General features: G+C 64.4%; 13 protein-coding genes. 5 read left to right on the top strand and 8 right to left on the bottom strand.

Annotation, left to right across the window (positions count from 1 at the left end; all coding sequences use genetic code 11):
- Nucleotides 1-51 precede the first annotated feature (51 nt).
- On the top strand, nt 52-2139 hold the full coding sequence (gene fusA, locus ACQY4S_RS19570; protein WP_428486886.1) for an elongation factor G: 2088 nt from the start codon (nt 52-54) through the stop codon (nt 2137-2139).
- A gap of 126 nt (nt 2140-2265) precedes the next feature.
- Here fusA and dnaQ read toward each other — a convergent pair whose 3' ends face one another.
- The 4 genes from dnaQ to ACQY4S_RS19550 form a co-directional block, all read right to left on the bottom strand.
- Nucleotides 2266-2943 (bottom strand): DNA polymerase III subunit epsilon, encoded by a 678-nt coding sequence (gene dnaQ, locus ACQY4S_RS19565; RefSeq protein ID WP_428486885.1) that lies wholly within the window; start codon nt 2941-2943, stop codon nt 2266-2268.
- A gap of 232 nt (nt 2944-3175) precedes the next feature.
- Nucleotides 3176-3763, bottom strand: coding sequence for a dephospho-CoA kinase (gene coaE, locus ACQY4S_RS19560; RefSeq protein WP_428486884.1), 588 nt, complete (start codon nt 3761-3763; stop codon nt 3176-3178).
- Nucleotides 3760-4590, bottom strand: coding sequence for a shikimate dehydrogenase (locus tag ACQY4S_RS19555; RefSeq protein WP_428486883.1), 831 nt, complete (start codon nt 4588-4590; stop codon nt 3760-3762). Before ACQY4S_RS19555 ends, coaE begins: the two co-directional genes overlap by 4 nt.
- A 31-nt stretch (nt 4591-4621) precedes the next feature.
- Nucleotides 4622-5479, bottom strand: a complete 858-nt coding sequence (locus ACQY4S_RS19550) for an isocitrate lyase/PEP mutase family protein (RefSeq protein WP_428486882.1) — start codon at nt 5477-5479, stop codon at nt 4622-4624.
- 258 nt (nt 5480-5737) lie between these two features.
- On the opposite strand from ACQY4S_RS19550, the gene ACQY4S_RS19545 reads away from it, so the two are divergent.
- The 4 genes from ACQY4S_RS19545 to ACQY4S_RS19530 all read left to right on the top strand — a co-directional run bounded on the left by ACQY4S_RS19545 (nt 5738) and on the right by ACQY4S_RS19530 (nt 8060).
- Nucleotides 5738-6244 carry an AAA family ATPase gene (locus tag ACQY4S_RS19545; RefSeq protein WP_428486881.1) on the top strand — a complete coding sequence of 169 codons (507 nt, stop codon included), beginning with the start codon at nt 5738-5740 and terminating at the stop codon, nt 6242-6244.
- Between the two features lie 116 nt (nt 6245-6360).
- The gene (locus tag ACQY4S_RS19540) at nt 6361-6612 is read left to right on the top strand and encodes a type II toxin-antitoxin system Phd/YefM family antitoxin (RefSeq protein ID WP_428486880.1); all 252 of its coding nucleotides are present in this window, start codon (nt 6361-6363) and stop codon (nt 6610-6612) included.
- Between the two features lie 8 nt (nt 6613-6620).
- Nucleotides 6621-7028 (top strand): type II toxin-antitoxin system VapC family toxin, encoded by a 408-nt coding sequence (locus tag ACQY4S_RS19535; RefSeq protein ID WP_428486879.1) that lies wholly within the window; start codon nt 6621-6623, stop codon nt 7026-7028.
- A 180-nt stretch (nt 7029-7208) separates the two neighbouring features.
- On the top strand, nt 7209-8060 hold the full coding sequence (locus ACQY4S_RS19530) for a class I SAM-dependent methyltransferase (protein WP_428486878.1): 852 nt from the start codon (nt 7209-7211) through the stop codon (nt 8058-8060).
- On the opposite strand, the gene ACQY4S_RS19525 is transcribed toward ACQY4S_RS19530, so the two are convergent.
- The 4 genes from ACQY4S_RS19525 to ACQY4S_RS19510 form a co-directional block, all read right to left on the bottom strand.
- Nucleotides 8061-9320 (bottom strand): NupC/NupG family nucleoside CNT transporter, encoded by a 1260-nt coding sequence (locus ACQY4S_RS19525; RefSeq protein ID WP_428486877.1) that lies wholly within the window; start codon nt 9318-9320, stop codon nt 8061-8063. It abuts the gene before it with no gap.
- Between the two features lie 5 nt (nt 9321-9325).
- Nucleotides 9326-10984 (bottom strand): thiamine pyrophosphate-binding protein, encoded by a 1659-nt coding sequence (locus ACQY4S_RS19520; RefSeq protein ID WP_428486876.1) that lies wholly within the window; start codon nt 10982-10984, stop codon nt 9326-9328.
- Nucleotides 10985-11208: 224 nt separating this feature from the next.
- Complete coding sequence (locus ACQY4S_RS19515) at nt 11209-11547, bottom strand: hypothetical protein (protein ID WP_428486875.1); 339 nt, start codon at nt 11545-11547, stop codon at nt 11209-11211.
- Between the two features lie 282 nt (nt 11548-11829).
- Entirely contained in the window at nt 11830-12921 is a 1092-nt protein-coding gene (locus ACQY4S_RS19510) for a Zn-dependent alcohol dehydrogenase (RefSeq protein WP_428486874.1), read from the bottom strand.
- Between the last annotated feature and the right edge of the window lie 245 nt (nt 12922-13166).

Below are 13166 nucleotides of genomic sequence, written 5' to 3'. Positions count from 1 at the left end.
GTCCCGCGCCCTTTCTGATATGCCCGCTCGCTTGATAACAGGAGATTTGCCGTGTCTATCGTACCGCTCGACAAGATTAGGAACATTGGCATCACCGCGCATATCGACGCGGGCAAGACGACGACGACCGAGCGGATCCTGTATTACACCGGCGTGTCACATAAGATCGGCGAAGTTCACGACGGTAACACCACGACCGACTACATGGACCAGGAGCGGGAGCGGGGGATCACCATCACCTCTGCCGCGGTGACGTGCGAGTGGAAAGACAACCGCATCAACATCATCGACACACCGGGCCATATCGACTTCAACATTGAGGTGAACCGCAGCCTGCGCGTGCTGGACGGCGCGATCTTTATTATCGAGGGTGTCGCTGGCGTGCAGCCGCAGTCGGAGACGAACTGGCGGCTGGCAGATCGCTACAACGTGCCACGCATCATTTTCATCAACAAGCTGGACCGCACCGGCGCTGATTTCTATCGCGCCTTCGATACGCTGAAAGAGAAATTGGATATCATCGCCCTGCCGCTGCAATTGCCGATCGGCACGGAAGACCAGTTCCTAGGCGTCGTCGACTTGGTCGAGATGAAGGCGATCATCTGGGAAGGCGGCGAACTTGGCGCGAAATACCACTATGAGGATATTCCGGCCGACATGCTGGAACTGGTGGCTGGACACCGGCAAACGCTGCTGGACACTGCGCTGTCGGTCGATGAGCAGGCGATGGAGGAATATTTCGACAAAGGCGACGTCGAGATCGAGACGATGAAGCGTTGCATCAAGCGCGGCACGATCGACGGCACGTTCCGCCCGGTGCTGTGCGGCACGGCGTTCAAGAACAAGGGCGTGCAGCCGCTGCTGGATGCGGTCATCGACTACCTGCCGTCGCCGATCGACGTGCCGGGCATCGCCGTCGCGCTGGAGGAAAACGAGGAAGAGGGCGACAACCCGGACCGCCGCCGGATCAAGGCCGACCCGAAGGCGCCGTTCGCTGGACTTGCGTTCAAGATCATCAACGACAAGTACGGCACTCTGACCTTCGTGCGGGTCTACGCCGGCACGTTGAAATCCGGTGACATGGTGCAGAACACCACCAAGGGCCACCGCGAGCGCATTGGCCGGATGTTCCAGATGCACGCCGACAAGCGCGCGGAGATCAAGGAAGTCGAGGCCGGCGACATCGCCGCTTTCGTCGGCCTGAAGGATACCGGCACCGGCGACACCCTGGCCTCCAACGACGATCCGGTGGTGCTGGAGCGGATGGCCTTCCCGGTGCCGGTGATCGACATCTCGGTCGAACCGCGTACAAAGGAAGCCGTCGAGAAGATGACCCTGGGTCTGCAGAAGCTGGCCGGCGAGGATCCATCCCTGCGGCTGCGCACCGATCAGGAGACCGGGCAGACGATTCTGTCCGGCATGGGTGAACTCCACCTGGAGATCATCATCGACCGGCTGCGCCGGGAATATGGCGTGGATTGCAACATTGGTGCGCCGCAGGTGGCGTATCGCGAAACGATCTCCAAGCCGCACACCGAGACCTATACGCACAAGAAACAGTCCGGCGGGTCGGGCCAGTATGCCGAAGTCAAGATCATCTTCGAGCCGCTGGAGCGCAACACCGGGGTAATGTTCGAGAACAAGGTCGTCGGCGGCTCGGTGCCGAAGGAGTATATCCCGGCGGTGGAAAAGGGCATCCGCGTGCAGGCCGATACCGGTGTGCTGGCCGGCTTTCCGACGGTGGACTTCAAGTACACGCTGATCGACGGCAAGTATCACGATGTGGACTCGTCCGCGTTGGCGTTCGAGATCGCCGCGAAGGCATGTTTCCGGGACGGCATGAAGCTCGCCGGCCCGATCATCCTGGAGCCGATTATGGACGTGGAGGTCACCACGCCGCAGGATCATGTCGGCGACGTCGTGGGTGACCTCAATCGCCGGCGCGGGCAGATCCAGAACCAGGAAAGCTCCGGGTCAACCGTGATCGTGCGGGCGCATGTGCCGCTGAAGGAGATGTTCGGCTACATCTCCCACCTGCGCGGCATGACGAAGGGGCGCGCGTCGTTCACCATGCAGTTCCACCACTACGATCCGGTGCCGCGGAACGTGGCTGAGGAAATCATGAAGAAAAGCGCTTGATCGTCCTGTCTATGGGTTGAAGGAGCGGGCGGTTCCGCCGCCCGCTACGACTGCGCTCTTGGTTCCGCCGGGCCTGATTGTCCGCTGCGCCTGATTTTCCGCTGGGCCTGATCGGGATGGATCCAATCAAGGTAGGAGCCAGACCGGCTCCTTGATCCTTGCTAGAAAGGCCGCATGTGCCGCCAGTTCCGCCTTGGTCGGCTGCATCGACTGGGGGGTGCGCGGGCCGGTGTGCAGGTACACCGTGACCGGCCCCCGCGAGTCCTGCGCCGCCAGCGACAGCCCACGCTGCCGGCCACCCGTCAGTTCGACATAGACCTCCGCCAGCAGCTTGCAGTCCAGCAGCGCGTTGTGGCTGGTCCGTGCCGACAGATCGATCGCGAAACGGCGGCACAACGCGTCCAGGCTGTTGGGCATGCCTGGGAACCGGGTCTTCGCCAGGGCCAGCGTGTCGATCATCCGCTCCCGCGCCAGCCGCGGCAGGCCGGCGCGTCCAAACTCCATGTCCAGGAAGCCGAAGTCGAATGGCGCGTTGTGCGCGATCAGCTTGCTGTCGGCCAGGAAGTCGGCCAGTTCTCGCGCCACCTCGGCGAACAGCGGCTTGCCCGCCAGGTCGTTCAGGCTCATGCCGTGGACACGGGCTGCTTCCGGCGGGATATCGCGCTGCGGGTGGATCAGGGCGTGGAAGTGCCGGCCCGTCGGCAAATCGTTGATCAGTTCCAGCGCCGCGACCTCGATCACCCGGTCGCCGTTCAGCGGGTCCAGACCGGTCGTCTCGGTATCGAACAGCACGGAGCGGATCATGGGGTGGGGGCCTGGGGGCGTGTAAGGAAGGCCAGGCCGCTGCCCTGGACCCGCAAAGGGCCGACGGCCCTTTGAACCCATTTGATCAGGGGATCGGGAAAGAGGGGGCGACCGAGGCCATACCAACCCCCGAATAGCCCCCTCTCTCCCGATCCCCTTAATAAGCGGTTCCAAGGGGCCTCGTCCCTTGGCTGGGTCGAGGGGCAGCGCCCCTCGCCTTGCTTAAAACGACTCATCCCCTTAACCCCCCAATGAACCGCCGCAGCGTGCCCAGCGTATGATAGCGCGACAACCCGGTACGGACGACCAGATCGGCGCGCCGACGCTTCTCACGGTCCGGCATCTGGCGGGCAATCACCGCCTCGATCTCGGCCTTGCTCATGCGTCGACGCAGGCCCACCCGATGGACCTGGACCGGCAGCGGAGCGGACACCACCACGACGGTATCGACCCGCTTGTAGCCGCCGGCCTCGAACAGCAGCGGAATATCCAGTACCACCGCGCGCGCACCGGTCCGGCGTGCTCTTGCGACAAACGCTCGCTCCTCGGCCTGTACCATGGGGTGCAGGATGTGTTCCAGGCACGCCAGGGCGGCGCGGTCGTTCAGCACGGCGTGGCGCAGGGCGGCGCGGTCGATGACGCCGTCGTGGACGGTGCCCGGGAATGCCGCCGCGATGACCTTGACCGCCCTGCCGCCCTTGGCCTGCAACCGGTGCACTACGGCGTCGGCGTCGAACACCGTGATGCGGGCGCGACGGAAAGCGGCGGCGGCGGTGGACTTTCCCATGCCGATCCCGCCGGTCAGGCCGATGATCCTCACGTCAGAAGGTCGGCGGCGACGAAGCGGTAAAGCGCATCGTCCACCTCCGGCGTCACGCCGAACCACGCGCGAAACCCGGGAACCGCCTGATGGAGAAGCATGCCCAGCCCGTCGATCGCGGGCAATCCGCGCGCCTTGGCGGCGGCCAGCAGCGGCGTCTCCAGCGGCACGTAGACGATGTCGGCGACAGCCGGCGCGCCGCCATCCAGATCGATCGACAGCGGCGGCTGGCCGGCCATGCCCAGCGAGGTGGTGTTGACCAGCAGCACATGGTCGGCCAGGGCGGCATCGCGGCGGTCCCAGCCGATCACCGCCAGCCCCGGCAGGCCGTCGGCCAAACGTTCGGCCTTTTCCCGGGTGCGGTTGGCCAGCGTGACCTTGATCCCGAGTTCCCGCAGTGCGGCGGCGATGGCGCGGGCCGCTCCGCCCGCTCCAAGGATCAGCGCCGGACCCACGGCGGGATCGACGCCATGGGCGCGCAGGTTCGCCAGGAATCCCCAACCATCCGTGTTGCTGCCGACAATCTGGCCGTCCTGGAAAACCAGCGTGTTGACCGCGCCGGCCAGCCGGGCGGACGTGTCGACGACGTCGCAGATCGCGAACGCCGCGAGCTTGTGTGGAAGCGTGACGTTGACGCCGGCGAACCCCGCCAGCATCAGGCCGCGGATGGCGGCCGGGAAGTCCCGCGGCTGGATCGGCAGCGGCAGGTAGGCGCCGTCGATCGCGTGCCGCTCCAGCCAGAAGCCGTGCAATCGCGGCGACCGGGAATGGCTGACGGGCCAGCCCGTGATGCCCGCGAGTCGCGCCTTGCCGGTCAGGATGGACATGCGCGCACCATTCCCCGGCCCGCGCCGAAGATCAATCGAGGAATTTTTCCGTCCAGCTTTTGTAGTCGCCCGCGCGCGTGACCTTCGCCATCAGGTCGGCCGAGGCGACGCCTTGCAGGGCTGTCGGCTTGGTGCCGTCCCGCAGCGCCTTCAGCGTGTCGTAGGTGGCCTTGACGGCGGCCGAGAAGGGCTGGTGCCCTTGCAACGCAATGCGCACGCCGCGGCTAGCCAGGTAATCCGTGTCCTGCATGTCGCCGGAGACGCCGCCGAGCATCAGCGGCACCTTGACCTCGGCGGCGATGGCGTCGAGGTCCGAGCGAGTCAGGCCGCCGGCGATGAACAGCGCGTCCACGCCGGTTGCCTCGTAGGCCTTCAGCCGCTTGATGCCGTCGGCCAGCCCGCTGATCGAGGGTGAACTGGTGCGGCCGATGATAACCAGGGACTTGTCCTCCCGCGCCGCCAGGGCAGCGCGCATCTTGCCGATGCCTTCCTCGATCGAGATCACCGCCGGCTTCTTCTCGCCAAAGCCGCGGGGCAGCAGTGTGTCCTCGATCATCAGGCCGGCAACGCCGGCGGTTTCCAGTTCCTGCACCGTGCGCATCACGTTCAGCGCGTTGCCGTAGCCGTGGTCGGCATCCACCATCAGCGGCAGCTTACCGGCACGGTTGATGCGATACGCCTGCTCGGCGAACTCCGTCAGCGTCAGCACGATCAGGTCGGGCGCGCCCAGGACGGTGAACGACGCGATGGAGCCGGCGAACATGCCGACCTCGAAGCCGAGTTCCTCGGCGATGCGGGCGGAGATGGCGTCGTAGACCGAGCCAGGATGAATGCAGGCGCTGCCGCCGATGGTCTCATGGTAGCGCTCGCGGCGGTCCGTCCAGTGCATGGTTTCCCCCATTCCGATGTCGCGTCATGATAGAGCATGATCGCGCTGGGCGGAACGCCAACAGCGCGTGAATCATGGGGGCGGACAGACAGCTGGACGGTTCAGGCTGCTCGGTCTGCCTGAAACCGTCTAGGGACGATAAGGGCGATGGGGAAGGGAGCCGTGGGATGGAACATCATCACGCCGATCTGGGCGATATACGGCTGCACTACGTGATCGCGGGGGAGGGAGGCATTCCTTGGATGAAGGATCGACAGCATGTTGATCGTGTTCGGCGGCTTGCCAGGCACCGGGAAATCAACGATCGCCCGCTTGCTCGCCGGCCGGTTGAAGGCGAGCTATGTCCGCGTCGATACGATCGAGCAGGCGTTGCGCGCCTGCGGCACATTGCCGAACAGCGTGGTGACGGAAGGCTATGCCGTCGCCTATCGCGTGGCGGAGGATAACCTGCGCGCCGGCAATACCGTGATCGCCGATTCGGTCAATCCCCTGGCGGTGACCCGCGATGCGTGGCTTGCGGTGGCAAGCCGGGCCGAGGTGCCTTCGGTGGAGGTCGAGGTGGTTTGCTCCGACGCCAACGCGCACCGGCGCCGCCTCGAAACCCGAACAAGCGATGTTCCCGGTCTGGTGCTGCCAACGTGGGACGCGGTCCAGTGGCGCGACTACGAACCCTGGAACAGGTCGCGCATCGTCCTGGATACGGCATCACGGACCCCTGAGGACGCTGTCGAATGCCTGCTCCTTGCGTTACCGGGCGACCCGTAACGAAACGGCACCGCTACAGACAGTTGTCAATCGCCCATGGAGCGAGAAAGCACATTTGCTCTTGAACATCACGCTGATCCGTCTTAGCTAGCTATCCAATCTAGCTGGAGCACGATATGGATGCGATTACATTGTTCGATGCGAAGAATCGGCTGAGCGCCCTCGTTGATCAGGTCGAGGAGGGGCAGGAAGTGACGATCACACGCCGTGGCAAACCCGTTGCTCGTCTGGTGCCGATCCCCGCACAAGGCAGCCAGGGGCGAAACGCTGTCGAGAAACTCCGTGCCTTGCGGCAAGGCATTGCCAGGCGCGGGGAGATTTTCACCTGGGATCAGCTCAAGGCATACCGGGATGAAGGCCGGCGATGATGCACTGCGTGCTGGATAGCTCGGCCGCGCTCGCCTGGCTACTTCCGGGTGAGGCAAACCCATCGACCGAAGCGTTGCTCACCGCGGTCGGGGATCTTGGGGCGGTCGCGCCCGAACTATGGCTGCTGGAAACCGCAAACGTCCTTTTACTGGCTGAACGGCGCGGCCGTATCACGTTGGCGGAGCAGACACAGGGGCTGGCGATCTTGGCGGAACTGCCAATCCGGATCGATAACAGAACATCCGCGCTGGCTTACGGCGCCACGTCGGCTCTGGCGGCGGCAAGCGACCTGACCGTTTACGATGCGTGTTACCTGGAGTTGGCGTTGCGTCTCGGCTTACCTCTGGCCTCTCTTGACCAGCGTCTATGTCAGGCCGCCTCGGCGGTCGGCGTGCCATTGATCGTCACGTCCTGACCGATCCACGAACTTCAACCACACTAATATCGTTTGGCTGATCCAACCGTTCATCAAAACGCTGGAAGGACGGCGCGTCCGCGCTCTGCCTCGGCCGCATTATAATGGGTCGCGCGGGACGCACTTGATCGTTGTTGCTGGACACCCGATCGTCTGTCGGCATCGCCAGAAGGCCTGACCGTGATCTTTCCAAAACAACCGCAAACCACCGCTGCCGTCGCGGCGCATTACGATGAACTCGACCGCTTCTATCGCGAAATTTGGGGCGAGCACGTGCATCACGGCTACTGGACGACCGGGCGTGAAACCCCGACCGAAGCCGCCGAGGCGCTGGTCGCGCTGCTGGCCGCGAAGCTGCACGTCATGCCAGGCAATCGTGTCTGCGACATCGGCTGCGGCTACGGCGCCAGCGGGCAATATCTGGCTGAACGCCACGGCGCGGATGTCATTGGCGTCACCGTCTCGGCGACGCAGGCGGACTGTGCCCGCGGCCGTGTCGCCGCCCGCGGAACCATCCAGTTCCTGCGGCAGGACTGGCTCGTTAACGGCTTCGCCGCCGCATCCTTCGACCACGCCTTGGCGATCGAAAGCAGCGAGCACATGCCGGACAAGCAGCGTTTCTTCGATCAGGCGTTCCGCACACTGAAGCCAGGCGGATTGTTCACGGTCTGCGCCTGGCTCGCCGCCGACAACCCCCGCGCCTGGGAGGTCCGCCATCTGCTGGAGCCGATCTGCCGCGAAGGGCGTTTGCCCAGCATGGGCAACGAAGCCGACTATCGCCGAATGGGCGAACAGGCTGGCTTCCAGCTTGTCGAAGTCGAGGAGCTCAGCGACCGCGTCCGCCGCACTTGGTCGATCTGCACCCAACGCATGCTGGTCGGCTTAGTCACCAGACCAGGCTATCTGCGTTTCCTGCTGGATCGGACCGCGATCAACCGTATGTTCGCGATAACGTTGTTGCGGATCCTGATCGCATACCGAACCCGCTCGATGCGCTATTGCCTGCTGGTGTTCCGCCGGCCGGCGGCCTGATCAGACCAGCGCGCCGGCCACCGCACCGCTCATGCACGTGGCGATCGTCCCGGACAGGATCGTGCGCAAGCCCAGCTCGACGATCTCGGCGCGCCTGGACGGCACCATCGCGCCCAGCCCGCCGATCGTGATCCCCAGGCTGCCAAAATTGGCGAAGCCGCACAGAGCATAGGTCAGGATCATCCGGGTGCGCGGCGAAAACGCGTCCGCCGACATCGATGAGAAGTTCAGGTATGCGACGAACTCGTTCAGCACCGTCTTGGTCGCCATCAAGCCAGCCGCCAGACCGGTTTCCGCCCACGGCACGCCGATCAGCCACATCACCGGACGAAATGGCAACGCAAGGATGCGTTGCAACGTTGCTGGTCCGCCCGCCACCGCCGGAAACAGTCCGAGAACCATGTTCACCAACGTGACGAAGGCGATGGTCACGATCAGCGTCGCGATGATCGCGGCCAGAATGGGTATCCCGTCCATCGTGCCTTTCACCAAGGCATCAATCGCACTGACCGGTGGATCGTCGATCACCAGCCGGCCCTCGCCGCGATTGGCCGGATCGAACGGCACCATCAGCGCGGCGACGGCAAGTCCGGCCGGCGTGCTGATGATCGAAGCAATCAGGATGTTGCCCAACGCGTTCGGCACGACAGGCGCCAGGAACGAGGCATAGATGATCATCACCGTCCCGGCGACGCCGGCCATGCCGCAGGTCATCAGGGCGAACAGCTCGCCGCGCTGCATGCGCTGCAGATAGGGACGCACCAGCAGCGGCGCCTCGATCATGCCGACGAAGACATGTACCGCCGCGCCCAGCGCCAGCGGCCCGCTGATCCCCATCGCGCCGCGCAGCAGCCAGGCGAACGCGCCGGTGATCCGCTGCAATACGCCCCAGTGAAACAGCAGGGAGGCCAGCGCGCTGATCGTCAGCACCAGCGGCAGCGCCTGGAATGCCAGGATGAAGCTCGCGCCGGGATGCGTCTCCGCGAACGGCAGGACGCCGCCGGCCAAGTACCCGAAGACGAACTGCGTGCCAGCCAGCGTGGCCGCGTGCAGCGCGTTGGCGGCATCGTTCAGCCACACCATCGGGCGGTCGGCACCGGGAACGTCGATCAGCAGCAGGGCGAAGCCGATCTGCAAGGCAACACCACAGAAGACCGTGCGCCACGGGACATGGCGCCAGTCCTCGCTGAACAGGAACGCCAGCAACAGCAGCGACACCAGCCCCAATGCCGTGTGGAAGACGGGTCCGGCGTGCGGCATGCCGCTCAGGCGGCGGGCTTCTGGTTGAACGGGAAATACGCCGGGAACTCGCCCACCGCGGTCATGTCCACTTCCACCATCGTCAGCCCCTTGATCGCCAGCGCGCTGGCGACTGTATCGCCAAACGTATCGGCACGCGAGCAGCGAAAATACTGAATGTCCGACAGCGCCGCCAGCTTCTCGAGATCCGGGCCTTGCAGGTCGGCATAGAAACGACGACCCTGCGCGGTGGCATCCTGGATGCGTTTGATCACGCCATAGCCGCGGTCGTTCATCACGATCACGACCATGTCCAGCTTCTCCTGCACGGCTGTCCAGAGTTCGCCGACATTCAGGAAGAAGCCGCCATCGCCGGTCATGACGACTGTCTTGCAATCGCCCGCCGCCGCGGCGGCGCCGATGCCAAGACACAGTCCCTGGCCGATGCCCGCACCGACCGGGTAGACATTCTGCTTCGGCGTGCTCAGCGGAAAGAGCCGATTGCCCCAGGTGGTGTTGTTCTGCGTCACGTCGCGGGCCCAGATCGCATCCCTCGGCATTACCTGCCGCAGTTGCGCGCTGAACGTGCCATAGACGCCGAGGGTATCAATAAATGCGCGCTGCGCGGTGCGTTTCAGTTCGGCGAATTCCTCGGGGTAGCCAGGCATGACCTGCAGTCGGCGCTCGATCTGGCTAACCAGCCCTTCCAGCGTCGCCTTGGCATCGCCACAGACGAAATACCGGCTGGCATAGGTTCGGCCATTGGCGAGCGGATCGGCGTCGATCTGGATCAGGTTGTCCGGCAGCTTGACGTTGAACTCGTTGGTTTCCTGCCCGCGCAGGCGGCAGCCGACCACCAGGCACAGGTCCAAGGTCTTGTAGAAGTCCGTGATCAAGGGCATCCCGCTGCCGGTCAGCGCGCCGAGATTTCGTGGATGGTCTTCCGCCACCGTCGCCCGTCCATTGAAGCTGGTCACCATGCCAAAGCCCATGTCCAGCAGCTTCGCCGCCGCGCCGCCGGCCTGCTTCGCGCCATTCCCTAGCCACAGCAACGGCCGTTTCGCCGCCAACACCCTTTCGGCCAGCTCATCCAGCTCCGCCTCCGTCGGCGTCCGCGGGGTCTGCAGCGGCAGGACGAAACGATCCAGTCCCGAGGGCCGCTCGATCTTCACGCGTTGCAGGTCGATCGGCACCTCGACGCTGACCGGCCCCATCGGCGCGCTGAGCGCCTCGGCCGCCGCCTGGGTCAGCACGCCCAGCGCGTTCTGTGCCGACCGGACGCGATAGGCGGCCTTGCAGACCGATCCCATCATGCCGAGCTGATCGTAGGGATCATGCACGGTACCAACGCGGCGATCGAGGTATTTCGTCGATGTCTGGCCGGTGATGTGCAGCACCGGGGAACCCGCGAACCGAGCCTCGATCAGGCCGCCGACCGCATTGGCCGCCCCCGGGCCGGTGGAGGAAAAGATCACGCCGAGTCCTTCTGACACCCGTGCATAGCCGTCCGCCATGTGGGCGCCGCCCAACTCGCCACGGGCCATCATGAAGCGAATACTGTTGCGCCGGCCGATCGCGTCCAGCATTGGAATGTTGTGCACCGAGGCGATACCGAACACGGTGGTGACACCGCAGGCCGACAGGAACTCGGCGACGAGATCACCGACAGTGTAATCGTTGGCCATGACTGCAACTCCCTCCTGATCGCGGGCAGGCTGAAACAGCCGCACGCGCCCGTCAATGGCGGAAGCCAGCCCTGCGTCGGAGATATGTCTTGGCCGGCAGGGGCGCTGTGAAAGCGCGATTATTATGCCTCCCGAGCGACCTGCGCCGACTGATCAGGAGGAAAATTCCCGCTGGAGAAAAACCGGACGCCAGCCAATTTCTGACCGGCTCGGCGGCAGCGGCGCTAACGCGGCGAGGTCACGGTTCCGGCGCGGCCCTGCGACCCGATCACGTTGGACGAACCGGCCCCATTGGGGACCGCGAGCGCGCCACCGCCGCCCGGCGTTTGCAGCGTCTGGTAATGCGAGGTGCCACCCGTGGTCACGCCATATCCACCTTGCGAAAGCTGCTGTAGCTGCCCTGGCCGGCTGGGGCTTGGCGCATTCGGCGTGACCGGCGTATGCGCGTTATCGGTGGAGGTCGCCTGCGCCAGGACGATCCGACCGGAGGCAGATTGATCGAAGCCAGCGTGCGCGGAACCGTAGAGCATGACCAGCAGAACAACCGCGGTAATGGTTTGCATAAGACAGCACCTTTGAAATCTCCGCCACAGGTAGGGGCGTTGCGGCACGGCGTCAGATACATAAGGGTGTTATCAGCAATTTCGTGCCAAACCAGTTGTACCGCCGGCGAGGCCGTCAGTGGGCCGGGCGCCGCCATCCACGACTTCGCCCTACCATCCACCGCAGGTCCCGGACGAGCGCCCAAGTTTGATCTTGCCACGATTCGACAATCCCGCCGGTCCGCCTCGTGAGCCGGTGGAGGATACCACGGCGCATCCAGCAGGACACGCCGCGATCTTGCCTTAGACGACGCCGAAATCGATTAGGTTGCGCACTGGTGTACCCGACTTCAGCATTGCGAAACCCTCGTTAATCTCCTGCAACTTGATATGGCCGGAAATCAGGTGATCGAGCTTCAGTCTGCCCTGCCGCCACAGCTCCAACAGCCGCGGCATGTCCACACGGAAGCGGTTGCCACCCATACTGGTGCCTTGAATCTTGCGGTCGCGCAGGAAATCGGCGCCGTGCAACTCGATCTTGGTGCCGAGCGGGATCATGCCGATGATGGTTGCCACGCCACCCGGACGCAGCATGGCGAAGGATTGTTCAGCGGCGATCTTCAGCCCGATCGCCTCGAAGGAGTATGGCACGCCCTGGCCGTCGGTCAGGTCCTTCACCGCCGCCACCGGATCGACGTTAGAGGCGTTGATGGTATCGGTTGCCCCCATCTCCCGCGCCTTCTCCAGCTTCGACGGGTTAGTATCGATTGCAATGATCTGGGCCGCGCCCGCCAGCGCCGCGCCATTGACGGCGGACAGACCGATGCCGCCGCAGCCGATCACCGCGACTGTGCTGCCGGGTTCCACTTTCGCCGCGTTGAACACGGCGCCAACCCCGGTCATCACGCCGCAGCCGACCAATGCGGCGCGATCAAGCGGGATGTCCTTGGCGATCTTCACGATGGCATGCTCATGCACCAGCATCTGTTCGGCGAACACCGACAGGTTGAAGGCCTGGTTCAGCACAGCGCCTTTCCAGGTCATGCGGCGGGCGGCGCCCGGTAGCAGCTTGACCTCGGTGTTCTCGCACAGGTTGGTGTGGCCAGTGGTGCATTGCGCGCACTCCCCGCAGAATACCGACAGGCAGGTGATGACGTGGTCGCCGGGCTTCACGTAGGTCACGTCCTCCCCCACCGCTTCGACCACCGCCGCGCCTTCATGACCCAGGACGATGGGTGTGGGAATCGGATAAAGGCCCTCCATGAAATGCAGGTCGGAGTGGCACAGGCCGGCGAAGGCGGTGCGCAGCAGCACCTCCCGGCGCTTGGGTTGATGGATCTCCACATCCTCGATGGTCAGGGGCTGATGGGGGGCGTGCAAGACTGCGGCTTTCATGGTTAGTTTCCCTCCGGTTGTGAGCCTTTTGGAAGCCTAACACGTCGCGCGCCGACGCCAATCCTTGCGGCATGAAAAGGCGCGCGCCCGGATGAATTCTGCCTGTTGCGGTCGTGGGCCTGATCGTCTGCGCGTTTGGCCGTGGCTGGCTTTTATGATTAATGTAATCGCGTCTCATCAATCCGCGAGGAGGGGCCGCGTGCTTAGCGCCAGTGCTTCTGGTAATAGGGTTCCTTGTCGTCACC

The organism is Rhodopila sp. (assembly GCF_965276935.1).
Taxonomy (GTDB): domain Bacteria; phylum Pseudomonadota; class Alphaproteobacteria; order Acetobacterales; family Acetobacteraceae; genus Rhodopila.
This window is presented reverse-complemented; position numbering and strand designations above follow the sequence as displayed.

Coding starts and splice junctions, on each gene's coding strand:
- ACQY4S_RS19550 (WP_428486882.1), bottom strand. CDS start 5,479: ATGCACTGGACGGACCGCCGCGAGCGCTACCATGAGACCATCGGCGGC.
- ACQY4S_RS19545 (WP_428486881.1), top strand. CDS start 5,738: ATGTTGATCGTGTTCGGCGGCTTGCCAGGCACCGGGAAATCAACGATC.
- ACQY4S_RS19515 (WP_428486875.1), bottom strand. CDS start 11,547: ATGCAAACCATTACCGCGGTTGTTCTGCTGGTCATGCTCTACGGTTCC.
- ACQY4S_RS19555 (WP_428486883.1), bottom strand. CDS start 4,590: ATGTCCATCCTGACCGGCAAGGCGCGACTCGCGGGCATCACGGGCTGG.
- ACQY4S_RS19510 (WP_428486874.1), bottom strand. CDS start 12,921: ATGAAAGCCGCAGTCTTGCACGCCCCCCATCAGCCCCTGACCATCGAG.
- ACQY4S_RS19520 (WP_428486876.1), bottom strand. CDS start 10,984: ATGGCCAACGATTACACTGTCGGTGATCTCGTCGCCGAGTTCCTGTCG.
- ACQY4S_RS19540 (WP_428486880.1), top strand. CDS start 6,361: ATGGATGCGATTACATTGTTCGATGCGAAGAATCGGCTGAGCGCCCTC.
- dnaQ (WP_428486885.1), bottom strand. CDS start 2,943: ATGATCCGCTCCGTGCTGTTCGATACCGAGACGACCGGTCTGGACCCG.
- ACQY4S_RS19525 (WP_428486877.1), bottom strand. CDS start 9,320: ATGCCGCACGCCGGACCCGTCTTCCACACGGCATTGGGGCTGGTGTCG.